Annotated in this window: 17 protein-coding genes and 1 pseudogene; 8 read left to right on the top strand and 10 right to left on the bottom strand. The window is 62.8% G+C overall.

The genetic code is table 11. The features are described 5' to 3' along the window. Nucleotides 1–157 precede the first annotated feature (157 nt). From O7B34_RS20720 to O7B34_RS20745, 6 genes and pseudogenes are all read left to right on the top strand, one after another. Complete coding sequence (locus O7B34_RS20720) at nucleotides 158–1,099, top strand: DUF2493 domain-containing protein (RefSeq protein ID WP_337147811.1); 942 nt, start codon at nucleotides 158–160, stop codon at nucleotides 1,097–1,099. A gap of 208 nt (nucleotides 1,100–1,307) precedes the next feature. Beyond that, a complete protein-coding gene (locus O7B34_RS20725; RefSeq protein ID WP_140763110.1) occupies nucleotides 1,308–1,592 on the top strand; it encodes a type II toxin-antitoxin system TacA family antitoxin in 285 nt (94 codons plus the stop codon). Then, complete coding sequence (locus O7B34_RS20730; protein WP_140812464.1) at nucleotides 1,593–2,102, top strand: GNAT family N-acetyltransferase; 510 nt, start codon at nucleotides 1,593–1,595, stop codon at nucleotides 2,100–2,102. Between the two features lie 200 nt (nucleotides 2,103–2,302). Continuing rightward, nucleotides 2,303–2,836, top strand: a complete 534-nt coding sequence (locus tag O7B34_RS20735; RefSeq protein ID WP_337147812.1) for a hypothetical protein — start codon at nucleotides 2,303–2,305, stop codon at nucleotides 2,834–2,836. A gap of 704 nt (nucleotides 2,837–3,540) precedes the next feature. After that, nucleotides 3,541–3,862, top strand: a pseudogene (locus tag O7B34_RS20740) (DUF736 domain-containing protein). 58 nt (nucleotides 3,863–3,920) lie between these two features. Next, nucleotides 3,921–4,250, top strand: a complete 330-nt coding sequence (locus O7B34_RS20745) for a hypothetical protein (RefSeq protein WP_337147813.1) — start codon at nucleotides 3,921–3,923, stop codon at nucleotides 4,248–4,250. 115 nt (nucleotides 4,251–4,365) lie between these two features. On the opposite strand, the gene O7B34_RS20750 is transcribed toward O7B34_RS20745, so the two are convergent. Next, nucleotides 4,366–4,773, bottom strand: a complete 408-nt coding sequence (locus O7B34_RS20750; protein WP_337147814.1) for a hypothetical protein — start codon at nucleotides 4,771–4,773, stop codon at nucleotides 4,366–4,368. After that, a complete protein-coding gene (locus O7B34_RS20755; RefSeq protein ID WP_337147815.1) occupies nucleotides 4,770–5,450 on the bottom strand; it encodes a ParA family protein in 681 nt (226 codons plus the stop codon). The genes O7B34_RS20750 and O7B34_RS20755 overlap by 4 nt, the downstream gene beginning before the upstream one ends. Before the next feature lie 492 nt (nucleotides 5,451–5,942). Here O7B34_RS20755 and O7B34_RS20760 point away from each other — a divergent pair, with 492 nt between their 5' ends. Both O7B34_RS20760 and O7B34_RS20765 read left to right on the top strand, forming a co-directional pair. Then, nucleotides 5,943–6,350, top strand: coding sequence for a ribbon-helix-helix protein, CopG family (locus O7B34_RS20760; protein ID WP_337147816.1), 408 nt, complete (start codon nucleotides 5,943–5,945; stop codon nucleotides 6,348–6,350). Further along, a complete protein-coding gene (locus O7B34_RS20765; RefSeq protein ID WP_337147817.1) occupies nucleotides 6,347–8,554 on the top strand; it encodes a relaxase/mobilization nuclease domain-containing protein in 2,208 nt (735 codons plus the stop codon). Before O7B34_RS20760 ends, O7B34_RS20765 begins: the two co-directional genes overlap by 4 nt. Before the next feature lie 483 nt (nucleotides 8,555–9,037). On the opposite strand, the gene O7B34_RS20770 is transcribed toward O7B34_RS20765, so the two are convergent. The 8 genes from O7B34_RS20770 to O7B34_RS20805 all read right to left on the bottom strand — a co-directional run bounded on the left by O7B34_RS20770 (nucleotide 9,038) and on the right by O7B34_RS20805 (nucleotide 17,639). Further along, nucleotides 9,038–10,036: a 4-hydroxyproline epimerase gene (locus O7B34_RS20770; protein WP_337147818.1), complete on the bottom strand. Its 999-nt coding sequence runs from the start codon at nucleotides 10,034–10,036 to the stop codon at nucleotides 9,038–9,040. Nucleotides 10,037–10,065: 29 nt separating this feature from the next. Continuing rightward, nucleotides 10,066–10,917: an ABC transporter permease gene (locus O7B34_RS20775; protein ID WP_337147819.1), complete on the bottom strand. Its 852-nt coding sequence runs from the start codon at nucleotides 10,915–10,917 to the stop codon at nucleotides 10,066–10,068. Next, nucleotides 10,914–11,762, bottom strand: a complete 849-nt coding sequence (locus O7B34_RS20780) for an ABC transporter permease (protein WP_337147820.1) — start codon at nucleotides 11,760–11,762, stop codon at nucleotides 10,914–10,916. The genes O7B34_RS20775 and O7B34_RS20780 overlap by 4 nt, the downstream gene beginning before the upstream one ends. Before the next feature lie 15 nt (nucleotides 11,763–11,777). After that, on the bottom strand, nucleotides 11,778–12,869 hold the full coding sequence (locus O7B34_RS20785) for a quaternary amine ABC transporter ATP-binding protein (RefSeq protein ID WP_337147821.1): 1,092 nt from the start codon (nucleotides 12,867–12,869) through the stop codon (nucleotides 11,778–11,780). An 89-nt stretch (nucleotides 12,870–12,958) separates the two neighbouring features. After that, nucleotides 12,959–13,810, bottom strand: a complete 852-nt coding sequence (locus O7B34_RS20790; protein ID WP_337147822.1) for a glycine betaine ABC transporter substrate-binding protein — start codon at nucleotides 13,808–13,810, stop codon at nucleotides 12,959–12,961. A gap of 79 nt (nucleotides 13,811–13,889) precedes the next feature. Continuing rightward, entirely contained in the window at nucleotides 13,890–15,221 is a 1,332-nt protein-coding gene (locus O7B34_RS20795; protein ID WP_337147823.1) for an NAD(P)/FAD-dependent oxidoreductase, read from the bottom strand. Then, entirely contained in the window at nucleotides 15,218–16,735 is a 1,518-nt protein-coding gene (locus O7B34_RS20800) for an aldehyde dehydrogenase (RefSeq protein ID WP_337147824.1), read from the bottom strand. The genes O7B34_RS20795 and O7B34_RS20800 overlap by 4 nt, the downstream gene beginning before the upstream one ends. Further along, complete coding sequence (locus O7B34_RS20805; RefSeq protein WP_337147825.1) at nucleotides 16,728–17,639, bottom strand: dihydrodipicolinate synthase family protein; 912 nt, start codon at nucleotides 17,637–17,639, stop codon at nucleotides 16,728–16,730. Before O7B34_RS20805 ends, O7B34_RS20800 begins: the two co-directional genes overlap by 8 nt. Nucleotides 17,640–17,821: the final 182 nt, after the last annotated feature.

Raw genomic sequence — 17,821 nt, forward strand, 5'->3', positions numbered from 1 at the left:
TGCCCGAGAGGCGACCCCTGCCACGCCCCCGTCACGGCCGCAACGGCTGCGCCGTCCTCCGCTCGCGCTCCGGCCTTCGGTGCGGCCGCGCCCGGGCCGCGGCCGGGATGCGCTGTCAGGCCGCGACAGGCGCGGCCACAACCGACGGAGACACGCCATGACCTACGACCTTCCTTTCGATGACGCCTACGAGCCCTACCACACGTCCTCACCGACCGACCGCGTCATCCTCGAACTGCAGATGTACGGTCATCGTCCGCATCAGGACGAGCCCGATCCTCGGCCACTTCCCGACGACGAGGTGATCCGGGCCGGCCTCGCCGGTATCGTCGAGACCTTCGCCGGCATGCTCGGCGACACCAGGCTCGAACCCGACCTCGACGACCTTCTCTGGTCTTTCACCAACGTCTTCCACCGCGCCGCCGAGCGCGTCGCCCGCAGCCTCGACCGCAATGAGGAGGCGCAACGCTCGAGCCAGCAGGAGCAGGACGGCTCCGAGGTGAAGTCCGTCGAGCTGGAACGGCTCACAGCCGAGGGCACAACCTATATCGAGCGGCGCAACGTGCTCGAAATCATGCGCGACGAGGCCGCCGACCTCTACGAGGCGCAGACCGGATCGGCATGGCGGCCGCGCACCGGCTCCAAGGTCAGCCACCAGGCGATGACCGCGTCGGTGATCGACTCGCGCGACTTCCTCGCCGCCCGCCGCCACGCCGAAACCGAGGTGCTCGTTCCGCCCGGCACTAAGATCGCCTTCGCCGGTGGTCTCGACTGCAACGATCACGACCGGATCTGGGACGCACTCGACAAGGCTCGCGAGAGGCATCCCGACATGGTCCTGCTCCACGGCGGCAGCCCGCGCGGCGCCGAACGCATCGCCGCCTGCTGGGCCGAGAACCGCAAGGTCACGCAGATCGCCTTCAAGCCGGATTGGAACCGGCACGCCAAGGCGGCTCCGTTCCGCCGCAACGACCAGCTTCTCTCGGTCGTGCCCTACGGCCTGATCGTCTTTCCCGGCTCCGGCATCACCGAAAACCTTGCCGACAAGGCCCGTCGGCTCGGCATCCCCGTCTGGCGGTTCGCGGAGGACGCCGCGTGAGCGTCGGTTTCCTCGCAATCCGCACCATCGGACCCGACCGCGCGCGGCCGGGTTCGGCGCGCGCGAAGCGCCCCGAAGCCCGCGCGCGAAGCACGGCACCCTCCACCTCCACTAATCGGATCGACGCGGTGAAGCGTGCCGCCACGCAACCTGGTATTGCGATCCGCGTTACACCGACGTATATACATCCACAGCACAGGAGCGCGCCATGGCCACCACAGCCACGAGGAAGGAAATACCCGTCTCGATGCGGTTTCGCGATGATGATCTCACCATCATCGACCGCGGCGCGGAGCTGCTCGGCCTCTCGCGCACGGAGTTCATGCGACGCGCAGCACTCCACGAGGCGCAGGCGGCCATCCTCAACGAAACCGTCATCCGCGTGTCCCCGGAAGCCTATGACGCCTTCATGCAGGCGATCTCAGCCCCCGCCGCCCCGCCCACACCGAAGGCGGCCGAGCGGCTGCGTCGATCGCCGCCCTGGGACCGCTAGGTGGCGCTTTCAGGCATCGAACTCCTTGACGACGCGCACCGCCTCGACAGCTTCGATTGCGGCAAGCCGGCGCTCAACGCTTGGCTTGCCGGCTTCGCGCGAACGAACCAGGCCCGCGGGTTCACCCGCGTCCTGATCGTTCACGACGAGGGGACAGTCGTCGGCTATTACGGCCTCGCGCCGGGCGTGATCCAGCCAAACAGCGCGCCGCGCGCCATCCGCACCGGTCGCCCGCCCGACCCGATCCCCTGCCTGCTGATCGGACAACTCGCCGTCGACCATCGCTATGCCGGACAAGGCATCGGCAGCGGCCTGGTCAAGGACGCGCTGCATCGCTGCGTCGCCGGCGCCGACATCGTCGGCGGCCGCGCGGTGGTGGTGCGGGCGATCGACGCCGAGGCCGAGCAGTACTGGCAGAGCTGGGGCTTCATCCCCGCGCGGGACAATCCCTCGGTGCTCATGCGCTCAATCCAGGACGTGAGCCTCTGGCTGGCCGACAAAGGCCATTAGCTCCACGCGCGTAGCGCCTCCGGCAGCGGCAGGGTCCGGGCGCGCCGGCCTGCGGCCGGCCGGGCTCTAGTCGCGGCGTCCCGCCGCTCCCCGCGCCGGCTTCGCCGTCTCGGCCTTCGGGTGACGATCCCTCGCGCAGGGCCAGAGGGAGAGGGCGGCTGGCGCGGGGCGGGGGACGCTGGAGAGAAGGGAAAGTCACGATGTCGATGATATTCATAGGTGGATCACGCGAGATATTCGAGCTGCCGGAACCTGCCATCACTCGCATCGGCGCGATCGTTGCTGCCGAGCACGGCGTGCTGATTGGCGACGCGTCTGGAGCCGATACCGAGGCGCAGGGCCTGCTCGCCGGCTACAATTACGAGCATGTCGGGGTCTTCCATGCGGGCAAGGAACCCCGCAACAATCTGGGCGACTGGGCCGCCTACCATGTTCCTTCTCCTGAGGATGCCAGAGGGTGCTGGGTCCACGCCGCCAAAGACCGGGAGATGGTGCGGCGCGCCGACTTTGGCATGATGGTCTGGGACGGCGCATCACCCGGCACGGCCGTCAACGTGCTTCGGCTGGCCATAGCGAACAAGCCGTGCGTCATTTACGATCTGGCCAGGGGCAGCATGGCGACCACGTACACTGTGGAAGACTGGTGCGCCATGCTCCGCCATGCCGGTCCCGACATTCGCCGCCAAGCCGAAGCCCGCATGACGCCGGACGAGCGTCTGGCGTTGCCGGGATGATGTAGGCGCAGTCCCGCCGACAGCCCGGCGGGTCCGAACCGATATGCTTGATCCGGCACCCCAACTCCACTTGAATGAGCGGCCGGAGCCGGCCCCTTCCGAAATCGGCCACGCGCAGAGCCGCAGGGCGTTGTGCAGGACAATCATCTTGCCCGTCTCGCGTCTGAAGCGGGTGCAGCGTGCCGAACATCCTGGCTTGCGCGGTCATCCATCGTGGCTTCGAGGGATTGCTACCGAGGAGCGTGAAGTTCACTGCCAGTCGGCTCCGATCTCAAAACCGCTGTACCGCCATCCCGAACACCCAAGGCGGTTCACGCGCCAGGCACTGTTCGAAGTGTTGACGACGCAGGCGACATGACCCGGCGGTGCGCGGCAAGCATCCCGGCGATCCGGCAGCGTTGCGTCGGCGGTCAAGCGATGGCGGCCTGGGTTCTTGTCCATCTGCCGCATCCGGGGCATCCCCGTTTCATGTCGCCTTTGTAGACGACCGCCTGCTTTGTGCGGTCAATCCCCGTTGGGGGTACACTCGGCGAATATTCAGGAAAATTCGATTTCTGTTTTTGGTTGCGGTCAGGCGAAGGGCCTGCCCGCTATTTTTCGGCAAATAGAATTTTCCAGAATTTTCGCCGAGATGACCGCAGCAGGACGGCCCTCTCCTTTGGCGCCATCGGGAATGGTCCCGATGCAACCGAAGGAGAACTACTATGGCCACCACGATCGCAAACCTCACCACCAAGGCCGACGGCTCGATGGAAGGCGTTTTCGCCACGCTCCGGGTCAACGCCCCGATCACCCTTATCCCGAACACCAACAAGTCGCGCGAGGACGCGCCCGACTACCGGATCGTCAACAAGCGCACGGGCTTCGCGATCGGAGCCGGCTGGCACCGCATCTCCCAGCTCGGGAGAGGAATACCTCTCGGTCAAGCTGGAAGCCCCCGAGATCGGCGTGATCTTCGGCAATCTCGCTCCCGCCCCTGGTGGCGAGGAAAACAAGAAGGTCATCCTCTGGAACAACCCCCAGTGAGGCATCGGCGGCCGGCCCCTCGAGGGGCCGGCTTCCCCATCGGCAAAAGGAGGTTGCAATGAGCCGTTACATCATCACCGTCACCGGACAGGCCCGCTCGGATCCAGACGCCGTCATCGGCTACGACCCACCGCTCCGGACCTATTTCCTGCAGGCGTTCCCGCACGAGGAAACCGACGAGCCCGCGCTTTGGCTTGGCACCCACGATCGTGCCTTCGAAACGCTCGGATATCTTCGCCACGCCGCGATCGCACACGGCTACGACTTCATGCCGCTGCCGCCCGAATTGGCCGCAAAGCTGGTCGACGACAAAGCGGCAGCCAGCGGGCGTCCGGAGCGGGACGGCACCCTCGGGGAACTGCTGAAACACCTCAACCAACCCAAGTAGGCAAACACGTCTCAGGGCCGCGACGGAGTGCTCCGTCGCGGCCCCTTTTTTGCGCGTCGCAACAGAGCCATGAACATCACCCGTCGCAGCATGCGACAGCCCTCCAAACCGCCAATTATTCTTTCGGCAGTTTGTGCTTATGAATGCGGATATAATCCTGCACGGCCTTTCGCAGCAGCTCGGTCATGCTGTGCCCGTTGCTGATCGCCAGCAATTTGAACTGACGCTGCTCCGCGGCCGTCAGATAGTACCCGCAGCGGACCATCTCCTCCTCGCGAATCTTCTTGCCGGCGATGGGATCCTTTTTCTGACCCTGCCGCAGCAGCTTGCGAAAATCGGGCCCGACTGCCGGCGACGGCTTTGTCGGTACCTGCACCGGTGGCTTAGCTTGCTCCTTGGTCCCTGACGTCTCGACCTTCGGTGTGATGAACATGCTCGGCAGCGCCGGCGGCTGCGTGGAAATCGCCTTCATCATGCGGGCTTTCTTGTCGTCACCGGGTTTCGGTACGGTTTCTTCACTCATGCCGCATTCCTTGTGGCTTCGATGAAGGTTTGCAGAAGGTCGTCAAAAACCCCTTCGCTCTCGGCAATCGCCTTCGCATCGGGCACCGCGGGGCTGTAAAGGGTCTGCCCGGTCTGAAGGTCGCGATAGGCAACGCGGTTGTGCAGGACGTGTTCTGCAATCGGCGTGCCGTTGGCCTGGATGATGGCGCGCAGTTCGCTCAGGGCTCGCGCCCTGCCATCGATGATGGTCTGCTTGGTCAGCACGAATATTGCAGGCAGCGGTCTACCCCGGCTCTCGACCGCCAGCGGAATGTAGTGGTCGGTGATCTGGATGGCGGCGGTCACGTCGTCGAGGGCAAAATAGACCGGCACGACGACAATATCGGCCGCGAAGAGCCCGGCCATGAGGTTGTCGTTCGTGGTGCCTTCCGTATCGATCAATACGACGGAGCGCTCGCCGTTGTGAGTGGCTGCGGCGTCGAGGATTTCCTGCGGGGTCATCGCGCTTACAAGCTGGAGCCTGTCAGGACGGTTGCCAGCGTCGCCCAGCATCTGGAACCAGCGGTTCATATTCTGCCGCCGATCGCCATCTATAAGAGTGACCGAATAACCCCGATGCAGCGCGACGGATGCGAGGGTGCGCAGCAGCGTTGATTTGCCAGTGCCGCCCTTGGGGATCGCAGCGGAGATGATCATGGGGCCCTCCTTCCGGCGTTGTCTCCTTGTTCCCATGTTAACATGGGAACAAGTCATCATGGACACATGGATTAATGTCACGGTCGAAACATGCTGACATAGTCAACGCGGCAGACCGGTTTGGCAACCCAGGCGCGCACCAGTAAGGGGCTGCTCCGGGTGGCAATCATACCGCAGCTTATCTTCAGCGGGGAAAGGTTCCGCTCGGACGAGCCGACTGCGAAACCGCTCATTGTTTCCATGTTAACATGGAAACAAGTCCTCAATGCAACATGGACACATCACAACAAACCACGTTGGAAACGCGTCGCGCGCCGTCGGACTGGAGTGTCTACTGGCTGGTTGCGAGGAGGGACGTCCGCTGCCGTGCTTAGCGCCTCTCTCAGCTTTCTACTTGCAGCTTTCTACTGGCAGGATAGCCTATTTTGTGATACACACAAAATAGGTGGCGCGACCCTGACGGGCCTTAGCGCCCGCAAGCGGGCTTGAGAGATGGATGCAGACGCTCAGAAAGCTGCGGTGAAGAGCGCGTCACAACGCTATGGCGAGGTGACGCACATCCGGTTTTCGGCTGACGAGCTGGCCAGTCTCAAAGCCATTGCGGAACGGGAGGGCGCAACCCTCAGTGAGATCGTCCGACGTCTGGTGCGGGCTGAGGCCGGACATCTGCCTGTCGCGTCAGAGGCGTTGCGGCCGGCGATCGTGGACATGACCGATCAGCTGCGGCGCATCGGCGTCAATTTCAATCAGGCCGTGCGCGCCATGAACGACGGCCGAGTTGCCCATGATGAGGATCTTGAGCGGGCGCTGATCGCCGTGGGCGACCTCGTGCGGCGGTTCCGCGAGGAACTGAAGGCGATGACTGGCGGCTCCCGCAAGGCGCGGGAGGCCAGGCCATGAGCGGCCGGCTTGCTGGCTACGCAGCCGAAATCGAACGCTATCTTCGGGGCGCTGCCGGCGTGAAGCGTGAGGAGCTGGACGACGACAAGTCACTGACGGGCGCCCGACGCGAGGCCAGTGAATTCCAGGCGATGAAAAGTTATGAACGGACCGGTGGCGGCGGACGGGTCGGGCAAGGACAAGCCGGCTCGTTGGTCAGTGGCGGGAGGAACGCCCCTCGTTCGTCGCCGCGAGGGACAGGAGGAGGCTCCGTCCCCAGCGCGGCTGCTGCGACCTCTAGCGCGCCGATCATGGTCTATGGCGCCACGCTCGCCGGTTTTCGGCCGGAAGAGGAGGAGGAAGACTGGAAGCGGCGCGGCGGCGGTGGCCGTGGTGCGGGTCGCGCGAGCGCTACAGGACGGGCGGCGCGGGCGGGCTATCAGGCGCGGGCCGTGGCGGCGAGGGCAGGCTATGCGGCGGGCGCGCAGCCTGCTGTGTTCAAGGTCATGCCCAATCCGCCATCCACGAAGGACGCGGCGTCGCGGCTGCTCAATTACATCGGGAAGCGCGAGGACGAAAAAGGCGAGAAACGCGACATCGAGATTTTCGACGAGGACGGACAGGTTCTCGCGACAGGCGGCGCACGAAAGGCGTTCCTGGAAACGTTTTGCGAGACGTTCGAACCGCCCTTGGAAAACACCAATTTTATCGAGGTTCGTTTCGAGCTCGCTGGCGAGGTCACCGATGCCGCCTTGAGCGAGGCGATGAATAAGGCCTTCGGAGCAAAACCCTTCATTTATGCTCAAGATGGACACACGGTGCAGGTATACGCGCACACCGATGAGCGGGCCGGGCCGCTTGCGAGAGTCCTGGCCGGTGGGCGGGAAAATTCGCGCAGCAAGGCGCTTGACAAGATCGAGGCACGCTTGTCCGAGGCCATGGGCGCGGCGGGGGTGGTAGCCAAGGCAGAGGTGATGGCGGCCGTCAGCCGTGAACCCAAAGCGAAATATTTCCTGCAGAAGTTCATCCGCACCCACAGCCAGGTCCGCCACGCAAATGGCGAGCCCGTGCCCGGGGCGAAGAATTCCACCAAGGCGGCGGCTTCGGTCTATGAACAATGGCGCCCGCAGTTTTCGGGGCGTGAACGCCGCAATGCCTATCACCTGCTTTTCTCGGCAAGAGCCGGCACCGATGCCAACGCCGTGATGGCCGCGGCGCGCGCCGTGCTCGAGGAGCGCGCGCCAGGATACAAATTCGTCCTGGCGCATCACAAGGACACCAAGCACGTCCATATCCACGCGATGGTGCAGGCACGGTCAGCCGAGGGCGAACGCCTGAAATTCTACAAGCCAGATCTGGTCGCCTGGCGCGAGACATTTGCGGAAAAAGCACGCGAGAACGGCATTGCGATGGTGGCGACGCGGCGCATGGATCATGCGATGACGCGGCCCTTCACGAAGGAGCATGCCGGAGCCTACAGGCGCGCCCAGAACGATCCGCGCTACCAGGTCAGCGCCAGGACGATCGAGCGGGTGGAGGCCAAGCGGCAACGCCGTTTGGATGGACAATCCCTTGTCGTTAACGGCGATGCAATCGCTGCCGCATGGCAAAAGACTGTGACGACGATGCGGACCGCGGGCGTAGTCGGTCAGGCTCTCACGGCAGCGGAGTCGATCGGCAACAATTTTCTGCGGTTCCGTCGCGATCGGACAGGGGAGGGGCAGCCAGGTCCTGCCGCAGGTCGCGGAGCAGATCAATCGGGGCAGAAGTCTTTCCTGTCCCATCCCGGTATGAGAGAATTGAACGCACTGATAGGAGATTTGAACATGGCGCAAACCCCCTTGGAAATGCGGCGTCAGATGGCCCGCGTCAATCAGGCTCTGGACAACATGCGCGAGACGCTGCCGCCGGCGCATCAAGGACAGTTCGAACAGTATCGTGAAGAGGTGAACGACAAGATGCACGATCGTCTCGCGCGGCTGCAATTCGAGCGGCAGCAACAGCGTCGTGGTGGTGGCAGTGGCGAGCCGGTCCCCGAGCGCGAGGCGCGAGGGCGAGACCTTCCAACTCGGGACGATCCCCGCCAGCCGGAGCACCCACGCACAGGCACCGAGCAGCAGAAGGTGGGAGCCAAGCAGAAGGACGCGAACAAACAGAAGGCATGGCAGTCAGAAGAGCAGGACCGCAAGACACAGCGCTCGAACGATAACGATTACGAGCGCTGAGCAAAGCTTGCTTGCCGGCCCTGTGAAGCGCGGGAGAGTGCGGAGAACTGTCGCCGAGACTCGTTCTGTCTCGGCGGTTCAGGATCAAGAGCCACGCATCTCATTGCGAGGATGATATTGAAATCCGCTAACCTGCCGCATCGCAGGTGGTCAGATGCTGGTCCCGTTTCCGGCGAGCGCAAAAGGCATTCGTCAATGAAGCTGATGCACGACGCGGCATTAGCCACCCATCAGCCTGTGGCGTTGCTACCCATGATCGTCGGTGGAGGAAAGCCCGGACTAACGCCTCGATCATTTGTGAGGCGACTGCGACGTTCCCGGTTACGCTGATGGATCCGTTGGAGATCTTCGTATTCACGTTGATGACCCATCGTGACCATTATTGTCCGCGTTGCGAAAGGCTGCAATGCGCCCCATCGCGGTCGCTAGAGTCGAGTCAACTCCATCACCTGGAAGCGGACGTCCAGCCTCGAACTGGCTCCATCACCGAATCTGGAACCCATGCGCCAGCGGGTCGCGATCATCCACGAAGATCGTATTGTGGCCGATGATCCGTGCCCAACCACCGACACTGGGCTTGATGCCCTTGAACGAACCTATGTCGGTCTCGGCCTCGATGCGGCCTTCAAACACCGTACCGATCAGGCTTTCCTGACGGAAGGTGTCGCCGACCTTTAGTCGACCTTTTCCGTGGAGTTGCGCCATGCGAGCCGATGTTCCGGTCCCGCCCGGCGAACGGTCGATCGCCTTGTCGCCATAGAACACCGCGCCGCGGCCGTCGGCGTCGCTAATTGAGGGCCTGTCGCACCAGATGGCGTGGTGGACGCCGCGTATCCTTTCATCGTCGGGATGAACTGGATTGCAGACGGTTTCGAGCGCGTCGCGGAGACTGCGACTGAGCTCTACGATGTCACTGGCCGACATCCCATCCAAGCCCTGCCACGACGCCTGCGGCTCGACAACGGCGTAATAATTGCCGCCGTAGGCGATGTCGACGACGAGCCGGCCAAGACCAGGGATATCGACGGCCACGTCCGCGGCATGCAGATAGCTGGGGACGTTGAACATCCGCACGCTTTCTACAAACTCGCCCGGCTTGTCGTATTGGATATCGACCCTGCCTGCGGGGGTCTCAATCGACAGCTTGCCTGGGACTCGAGGGGTCACGAGGCCTTCTTCGATTGCCGCGGTCACCAGCCCGATCGTGCCGGCACCGCACATCGGCAGGCATCCGCTGACCTCGATGAAGATCACCGCGAAATCGCAATCCTCGCGATAAGCGGGGTAGATGATCGCGCCCGACATGATGTCATGTCCGCGGGGTTCGAACATCAGTGCTTGCCGGATCCAATCATGCTCCTGGACGAACAGGTCGCGCCGTTCCGAGATTGGGAGGTGCGGCAGCAAGGGCCCACCTCCGGCGACCAATCGCACCGGATTGCCACACGTGTGGGAGTCGATGCAGAGAAAGCTGCGCCGCATGGTATTCCTTTCCAGTGTGTGGTCCCGATTTACGCAGTGCCGGGTCGGCGGCTGCGCTGGAGGGCGCCGCGCGAGAGCCGGTCTAGAAGAATGGCGATCGCGACGATCGATAGTCCCGCCCGAAGGCCAAGCCCCATTTCCATGCGCGTCAATCCTCGCGTCACCTCGGCGCCGAGGCCACCTGCTCCCACCAGTCCAGCCAGCACCACCATTGCCAAGGAAAGCAGGATGCACTGGTTGAGGCCGACAATGAGGGTGGGCGTCGCCGACGGGATTTCGATCTTGAACAGTATCGACCGTGGCGAAGCGCCTGTGGCCTGGCCGAGTTCCAACAGGTCCTTCGGCACATGGTTGAAGGCGAGCGTCGTCAGGCGCAGCATCGGCGGGATGCCATAGACGATCGTCGCAATGATCGCCGGAACGCGGCCGAGGCTGAAGATCATGACGGCGGGGATAAGATAGACCCATGGCGGCACGGTCTGCATGATGTCCAGCACAGGGCGGATGGCGGCTTCGAATTTCTTGTAGCGTGACGCCACGATGCCGAGCGGGAACGCGATCGAAACGGAAATGATCACCGCCACCGTCACAAGCGCCAGCGTCTGCATCGATGCGGCCCAAAAGCCCGCCAGCAAACAGAAGGCGAGGGCGATGGCGGTCACGATCGAAACCCGGACGCTGACGAAGAACGCGGCGAGCAGGGTTGCCACGACGATCATGGCGTAGGGTGGCGGGTAGAGCAGCGTTGCCTCAATGGCGCTCAGCACCGCCTCGATCAGTTTGGTCACCGCGTCGAAGAACGGATGGAAATGGGTGTTCAACCAATCCACTGAGGGCGCAAGGTAAGCTCCTGGCGAAAAGCTGGGCAGACCGAAATTCATCTTACGCCTCCCTTGGCGCGGCGGGCCGCGCTCTGCGTGAGCCTGTCGAGCACCATGGTCAGGATGACGATCGCGATCGCGGCGTTGATCGACGTGGCGATGTCGAGAGTGCGCACCGCCGAATAAATCGTCTCGCCAAGACCGCCTGAGCCGACGATACCGGCGATGACGACCATGCCGAAGGCCATCATCAGGCTCTGGTTGATCCCGGCCATCACGCTTGGGATGGCGAAGGGAAGCCTGATCTTGGTGAACATCTGCCATGGGGTGAGGCCGCTTGCCTGGCCGAGCTCGATGAATTCATGCGGCGTCATCCGGATACCCAGCGAGGTGAGCCGGATGGCGGGCGGCATGGCGACGATGAAGGTGGCAACAAGCGCGGTCGCCGGCCCATAGCCTAGCAGCGCGATCGCGGGAAGAAGATAGATGTAAGGCGGCAAGGTCTGGATCAGGTCGAGCACTGGTTCGAGAAATCGATCGAACGACTTGACGAAGCCCGCCACAATGCCAACGGGAATGCCGACGAGAAGGGCGAGGAATGTGGCGGTGATCACCAGAGCCAATGTGCTCATGGTTTCGGGCCAAAGCCCCATGACTGCGCAAAAGATTAGCGCAATGCCAGCGAGCACACCGGACCAGGCATTGATCAATCGCCATCCGAGCAGCGCGGCGACGATCGCAATCACGTAAAACGGTGCGAGCTGCAGGAGCCACAGGACACCGTTGTAGGTTCCTTCAAGCACGGTCCTGACAGAGTCGAACAGCCATTCGCCATTGTCGCTGATCCAGCCGAGCGCATCGTCCGTCCAGCTATCGAACGTGTCCGTAATGACCGAGATGTCCATTCCGCTCCTCCCGAGCTATGCCGCAACGAACTCTCTTGCGGGTGTCCCGGCCACGCCGCGCAGCAACCCTCGGACAGTGACGACGCCGACGATGGTTCCGTTGTCGACAACGGCGACAGCGTCGCGATCCGACTGCATGGTGAGGTCGATGAGTTGGCCGATGTCAGCCTCCGGCGAAGTCCGCAAAAGCGCGTTCACGTCGCAATGCGGTTCTGAGTTCTTGAACTCGGCAACGGGACGCATCACCGAGTGCGCCTTGACCAGGTGGATCCTGGATATGCCCGCGACGAAGTCGGAGACGTAGTCGTCGGCGGGCTTCGTCACGATTTCCTCCGCCGTTCCGACCTGCACGATGACACCGTCCTTCATGATGGCGATGCGGTCGCCGATGCGGATGGCCTCCTCGAGATCGTGGGTGATGAAGACGGCGGACTTGCCGAGCGACTTCGTCAGCTGGCGGAATTCGTCCTGCAACTGGCGCCTGATCAGCGGATCCAGCGCGCTGAACGGCTCGTCCATGAGGATGATTTCAGGGTCTGCGGCAAGCGCCCGGGCAAGGCCGACGCGCTGCTGCATGCCGCCGGATAGTTCCGAGGGATATCGCGATGTCCAGTCGGCAAGCCCAACCTTTTCGAGAGCCGAGCGGGCGGTCTTGTTGCGCTCGTCCTTTGCAACGCCGCGCACTTCAAGGCCGAAGCCGGCGTTCTCGAGAACTGTTCGGTTAGGGAGAAGCGCCACGCTCTGGAACACCATGCCGATATTGCGGGCGCGCATGTCGCGCAGCTCGGCGGCATTCAGCCTGGCGATCTCCTTTCCTTTGACGGTGATTTTGCCGAGGCTCGGCTCGATCAGGCGATTGAGGAGGCGGATCAGCGTCGACTTGCCGCTTCCCGAGAGGCCCATGACGCAGAAGATTTCGCCGCGGCGGACCTCGAGGCTAGCGTCGGAAACACCGACCACGCAGTCGAATTCCTGCAGCACCTGCTTCTTGGACAGCCCACGTTCGGTAATGGCCTTGACGGCGGCCGGAGCACGGCCGCCGAAGATCTTCCATACGGACCGGCAGTCGATCAGTATCTCGTTGGTAACGTTCATCGCAGTGTTCATCGCGTTCCCCGTGGGCCGCATGACGCTGGCCTTCCTGTTTGCAAAGTTCCGAGTGGGCCGCCGGCTTCGACGGCCCGCCCCTTCGAAATTTACTGGGTTTTGATGTTTTCCCAGCGCTTCAGGAGGTCGGCATGGCTGTCGGTCCAGGCCTTGATGGCCTCGTCCATGGTCTTGCCCTCGTTGACGGCGCCATTGATGGCAGTGATATCGGCAAGCGGGACGTAGACACTGGCGATCACCTCGCGGGCATGCGGGTTTTCAGCCGAGAAACCCTTCTTGCCGATCCAGTAGTAGCTCTGCGGCGGCGGGAAGACGCCCTTCGGATCCTTGAGGAACTTGACGTCATACTTCTGCATCATCCAGGAGGGTTCCCAGATGGTGACGGCGATCCATTCCTTACGGTCTACGGCCGATTTGAGGGCAGCGGTCATCGCCGCCGTGCTGCCTTCGACAAGCTGGAGCTTGAGGTCGTAGGCCTTGACGGCGTTGGCGGTGTCTCGCATCAGACCTGATCCTGGCTCGATGCCGACGATCTTGCCGCCGAACTTGTCGGCGTTGTCATTCAACTGGTCCGTAGAGTCGATGGTCACGTATTTCGGCACCGCAATGGCCTGGAACAGGCCATGCGAAACCGGAGAGATTTTCTCGAGCTTTTTCTTGTTTTTGTCCCAGTAGTCCTGGGCGACGTAGTCCGTCTGCGAGGCGAGGATCTGGATGTCACCCTTGGTCAAGGCGGCATAGGCGATGCCCCACTCCGAGAAAGGCACCACCTTGACCGTATAGCCGGCGTCTTCAAGAACCTTCTTGGTGATGCCGGTGATCGGGGTGAGGTCCTCCCAGGACATCGTACCCACAGTGATGGTCTTTTCCTCCGCGTGAGCCGACAGCATGGTCATTCCGACCATCGCGGCAGCGCAGAGCGCTTTCCACAAAGTCCTCATTTTACGCTCCTGTTTTTCTCATTTCATTCCCCTGAAGACCTCTGCGGTCGCCTCAGTCTTCACATTGCGCGGCCAGGGCTCATCCCTCGCGGCCAGCACGCAATTCCTGCAATCGAATCACGGCATTGATGCCCAGCCACGCCAGCGGCTCGGGAGGAAGCCTCGCGGGTTCTGGTTGATCCGAGAATTTATCGAGCATGTCCGAGCGGGTGCCGGTCGCCAGATCGGCGGCCATGACGCCCGCGAGCGTGCTTTTCACGGTGCCAAGTCCGTTCTCGCAGCACGCCGAGTAGAGGCCCTCTTCGATCTCGCCGAAGGCCGGCACGTGATTACGGCTGAGGCAAAGCCGTCCGGCCCAGACGTATTCAAACGGCACGTCCTTGAGGTCCGGAAACCTTGCGTCCAAGGACGTGCGCTGCTCAGCGGCGATTCCGGCCAGGCGCTTCTCGCCGACCTGGACAGTCCAGTCGTAGGTGAAACGGGTCCGGATCACGATACGCGAGGAGCCACCGGAAGTGATCTTCCTGACTGTCGCCCCCATTGGATCGGCCGGAAGCAACGCCCAGCGATCCTTGCCGGTGGACTTCGCCGTGAAAGGCGCAGTCATCGCCGCATAGGTGAAGATGTGCATTAGGCGGCCGCGAAAATGGCCGAAGTCCTCGATGTGACCATTGACGCCCAGGATGACTTTCGGCGCGGTGACGCTTCCGTTGCGCGATACGGCCTTCCAGACGCCGCCAAGGCGCTGAAGTTTGAGCACTGGCGAGTGCTCGAATATGTCGGCCTTCAATGCCAGCCCCTCGGCAAACCCGCGGATGTAGTCGGCAGGCTGGATCATCACAGCGCCCGGCGTGTAGAGGCCGCCCTGATAGTAGGAGGATCCGGTGATCTCCCGCATCTCGCCGGCATCCAGGAAGCGATGTTCTTCGCCGATGGCCTTGAGCGAGCGGCCATAATTGGCGTTGAGCGTCATGCCACGCTCGGTCGCCGCCGCATTGATCTTACCCGACGGATCGAAGGTGCGTTCGGACATGCCGTACTCCGCCGCGGCGTCGGCGGCGAAAGAGATCGCAAAACGGTTCTGCGCGATCTCCGTTCTGGTCACGCTTTCGCTGGCGACCGAATATTCGCCCGACGACAGATTGTGCGGGACGTCGATCATGTAGCCCGAGTTCCGGCCGGCGGTGCCTTTGGCGATTTCTCCGGCTTCGAGCAGCACGACCTTGTCGCCGGGCCGAAGCTGGGACAGGCGCCGCGCAGCCGAAAGGCCGCCGAAGCCGCCACCGATGATCAGCCAGTCGGCCGAGATGTCGTCGTCAAGCGTGTGCAAGGGGATGGTGCGCTTGCTGAGCGCCTCCCAGCCCGAGGTCCCGGATTCCGCCGGAAGACGCTTGACGACGAGATCGCTCACCGGACGGTCTCGTCGACCGAACGGTCCGAGACATCGATCCAGACGGTCTTCAGCTCGCAGTAATTGTCGTGCGCGAAGACCGACTTGTCGCGCCCGCCGAAGCCGGATTCCTTGTAGCCGCCGAACGGCGTGGTCGCGTCGCCTTCGCCGAAGCAGTTGACAGTGACGACGCCGGCGCGGATTTCGCGCGAAAGCTTGATCGCCTTGCGCAGGCTCCCGGTGTAGACCGACGCAGTCAGGCCATAGTTCGTATCGTTGGCCAGTGCCACGGCTTCTGCGAGCGAATTGAACGTGGTGACCGAAAGGATCGGACCAAAGATCTCCTCCTGGAAGAGACGGCTCGAACGTGTGACGCCGTCGACGACGGTCGGCTCGATGTAGATTCCCTTATGCGTGGCGCCGCCATGGGCGACCGAGAGCTTCTCAGTCTTGACGTCGCCGAGGAAGGATTTCACTTTCTCGAAATGGTTCTTGCTGACGAGCGCACCGATGCGGTTTTCCGGGTCGAGCGGATCGCCGGTCTTCCACTCGCGCATGTAGCCGCCGATCCGCTGCAGCAGCTCGTCCTTGACCTTTGAGTGGACGATGAGTCGCGACGTGGCCGAGCAATTCTCGCCCATGTTCCAGAACGCGCCGTTGACCACCTGCTCGGCGACGAGGTCGAGGTCTTCGGCATCGTCGAGAACCACCGCCGGGTTCTTGCCGCCGCATTCCAGGACGACGCGCTTGAGATTTGAATCCGCCGCGTAGCGCAGGAAGCGGCGACCTGTCGGCGTCGATCCGGTGAAGGCGACCATGTCAACGCCCATATGCATGCCGATCGGTTCGCCGACATCCTTGCCGCTACCGGGGACGACATTGAGAACGCCTGCGGGGATGCCTGCCTCGTGCGCCAGCTCCGCGACGCGAAGCGTGGTCAGCGTCGTCTCCTGCGCGGGCTTCACGATCACCGAACATCCGGCCGCAAGTGCCGGGCCGATCTTCCAGGCCAGCATCAATAGCGGAAAGTTCCACGGCAGCACGCAACCGACCACGCCGACCGCTTCGCGCACGACCAAGGTCAGCGCTTTCGAGCCGACAGGAGCAGTGTTGTCATAGAGCTTGTCGATGAGCTCGGCATGCCAGCGGATGGTGTGGATCGTATCAGGAACATCGACGGTCTGGCATTCTCGGACCGGCTTGCCGCTGTCGAGGCTCTCCATCACCGCGAGTTCGTGACGGTTACGCTCCAGAAGCTTCGCGAATTTGAGGAGAACTGCCTTGCGCTCGCCGGGCGCGAGGTGCTGCCAACGGCCGTCGTCGAAGGCTTGCCTGGCCTTGGCGACAGCGAAATCGACATCGCTGGCATCGCAGGCCGCGATTACCGCGAGCACCTCGCCCGTCGCCGGATTGGTCGTCTTGAATGTCTTGCCGGAATTGGCCGGGCGGAACGCTCCGTCGATGAAGGCATTGGTCGGGAATTGAAGCTCGGCGGCGAGGGCCTTGTATTCGGCGGCGGTCAAAGGTTCATGCATGATTTGCTCCCGACGTGATCTGGGCGACCGTGCACTTCAAAGTGGCGACGACAGTCTGTAGGGATCGCTTTTCTTCAGAATTGAGAGGCCGCAGCGGCGCGCGGACAGAGCCTGTCTTAAGGCCGATCAGTTCGCATCCGTGCTTGATCGACTGGACGAACTTTCCGCATTCGAGGAAGTCCATCAGCGGCAGCATCGCGCTCATGATGGCGCGGCCCTTGTCGAAATTCTTCTCGAGCACGCAGGCTTCGTAGAGCGCGACATGTTCGCGCGGCAGGAAGTTGGAGCCGGCACAAACCCAGCTCCTGGCACCCCATGCGAAGAATTCGAGCGCCTGGTCGTCCCAGCCGCAGGAGAGCGCGATGTGCGGAAACTTCCGGGCGAGCAGGTGGACGTTGCCCATCTCGCCCGAGCTTTCCTTGATCGCCACGACGTTCCTGGATTTGCCGACGCGGGCGAAATAGTCCTCTCGCATGGTGATGCCCATCCGGGCCGGGTAGTTGTAGAGCATGATCGGAAGGTTCGCCGCGCGGTCGACCGTCAGCGCATGGACCGCGTTTTCTCGCTCAGTCGGCAAGGCGTAGGGAGGAGACGACACGAGGATCGCGTCGGCGCCGATCGCCTTCGCTGCCTTGGCATATTCGACGGAGTCTTCGGTTCTGGTGGCGCCGGTGCCGATGATCAGGGGGAGGCGGGTGCCGATCACCTGCTTGGCGTAGGCGCCGAGATCGAAGCGCTCCTGGGCGCTCTGGGCATAATATTCGCCGGTCGATCCGCCGACGATGATGCCGTGCACCTTGGCTTCAATGAGTGACTCGAGAACGTCGGCGAAAGCGGCGTTGTCGATCTGACCGTGTGGGTCGAGCGGCGTCACCGCCGGCGTGTAGATGCCCTCGAATTTCAAGACATTCCTCCGTCGATGGCGTGGCCGTTTCGACCAATGCGTCATTCGGCCAAACGAAGACCCTCTACGAATTCCTACGCGGGAATTCGCAGCCCTCGGGACCAGTCGATCGCATTTGATGGCGGGGAAAATTGCACATCGGCGGCTCGGAGTCAACAAATTGTATTATTTGCGTACACAAA

It is taken from the genome of Mesorhizobium sp. Cs1299R1N3, assembly GCF_037179625.1.
In the GTDB taxonomy this organism is placed as follows: domain Bacteria; phylum Pseudomonadota; class Alphaproteobacteria; order Rhizobiales; family Rhizobiaceae; genus Mesorhizobium; species Mesorhizobium salmacidum.

Bases quoted from the DNA above. Each gene is read 5' to 3' on its own strand.
- O7B34_RS20735 (WP_337147812.1), top strand. From the start codon at position 2,303: ATGTCGATGATATTCATAGGTGGATCACGCGAGATATTCGAGCTGCCG.
- O7B34_RS20725 (WP_140763110.1), top strand. From the start codon at position 1,308: ATGGCCACCACAGCCACGAGGAAGGAAATACCCGTCTCGATGCGGTTT.
- O7B34_RS20745 (WP_337147813.1), top strand. From the start codon at position 3,921: ATGAGCCGTTACATCATCACCGTCACCGGACAGGCCCGCTCGGATCCA.
- O7B34_RS20750 (WP_337147814.1), bottom strand. From the start codon at position 4,773: ATGAGTGAAGAAACCGTACCGAAACCCGGTGACGACAAGAAAGCCCGC.
- O7B34_RS20770 (WP_337147818.1), bottom strand. From the start codon at position 10,036: ATGCGGCGCAGCTTTCTCTGCATCGACTCCCACACGTGTGGCAATCCG.
- O7B34_RS20765 (WP_337147817.1), top strand. From the start codon at position 6,347: ATGAGCGGCCGGCTTGCTGGCTACGCAGCCGAAATCGAACGCTATCTT.
- O7B34_RS20800 (WP_337147824.1), bottom strand. From the start codon at position 16,735: ATGCATGAACCTTTGACCGCCGCCGAATACAAGGCCCTCGCCGCCGAG.
- O7B34_RS20720 (WP_337147811.1), top strand. From the start codon at position 158: ATGACCTACGACCTTCCTTTCGATGACGCCTACGAGCCCTACCACACG.
- O7B34_RS20785 (WP_337147821.1), bottom strand. From the start codon at position 12,869: ATGAACACTGCGATGAACGTTACCAACGAGATACTGATCGACTGCCGG.
- O7B34_RS20755 (WP_337147815.1), bottom strand. From the start codon at position 5,450: ATGATCATCTCCGCTGCGATCCCCAAGGGCGGCACTGGCAAATCAACG.
- O7B34_RS20780 (WP_337147820.1), bottom strand. From the start codon at position 11,762: ATGGACATCTCGGTCATTACGGACACGTTCGATAGCTGGACGGACGAT.
- O7B34_RS20760 (WP_337147816.1), top strand. From the start codon at position 5,943: ATGGATGCAGACGCTCAGAAAGCTGCGGTGAAGAGCGCGTCACAACGC.
- O7B34_RS20775 (WP_337147819.1), bottom strand. From the start codon at position 10,917: ATGAATTTCGGTCTGCCCAGCTTTTCGCCAGGAGCTTACCTTGCGCCC.
- O7B34_RS20790 (WP_337147822.1), bottom strand. From the start codon at position 13,810: ATGAGGACTTTGTGGAAAGCGCTCTGCGCTGCCGCGATGGTCGGAATG.